The 727-nt window shown below is 75.5% G+C and carries 1 pseudogene; it reads left to right on the plus strand.

The annotated features are described in order from the left end of the window. Positions 1 to 3: 3 nt before the first annotated feature. A pseudogene (locus tag MXD58_RS26150) lies at positions 4 to 727 on the plus strand (hypothetical protein); the annotation flags it as partial.

Consider the following 727-nt stretch of genomic DNA (forward strand, 5'->3'; position numbering starts at 1 on the left):
GCGCTGGCCCAGCGGCTGCGCCGGACCCGCGGAACGCGCCTGCGCGGCGCCCTGCGCGGCGCCCTCCCGCTGGCCATGGCCGGTCTCGTCGCCAACGCGGCGAACATGGGGGTCACCCTTCTCATCGCCCGCGCGATGAGCACCCGCTCCTACGGTGCTGTGGCGCAGCTCATCGCGATCTTCTTCGTCGTGTCGATGCCGGGCAGCGCGCTGCTCGTCGGTGTGGTCCGCCGGATCACGACCTGGCAGCACAGCGGTCGGCTGGACCTGGTGGCCAGCTGGGTGCGCCGCGTTCGGCGGGCCGGCGTGGTGACGGTTCTGATCGTCGCGGCGCTGGCCGTCGTGGGCCGGGGCATCGTGGCGCACGAGCTGTCCCTGCCCGGTCCGGGCGGCGTCGCCGAGATCATCACCGCCGGCGCGGCCTGGTGCCTGCTGTGCGTCGACCGCGGCCTGCTCCAGTGCGCCCGGCTCTACCCCGCGCTGGCCGCGAACCTGCTGGTCGACGCCGCGATCAAATCCATGGCGACGATCGGCCTGGTGCTGGCCGGCCTGGACGAGTCCGGCGTGGCGATCGGCGTCCTGTGCGGCGTGCTCGCGGCGCTGGTGCACGCCCGCTGGTCACTGGCCCACCAGCGGCACGCCATCGGCGCGGCTCAGGCGGCCGACGCTGGCACAGCGAGCGCTCCCGTAGCGCCGGCCGTCCCGAGCCCGCCCGCCGAGCCGGCCC

Origin of the sequence: Frankia sp. AgKG'84/4 (assembly GCF_023242965.2) — a bacterium.
Lineage (GTDB): Bacteria > Actinomycetota > Actinomycetes > Frankiales > Frankiaceae > Frankia.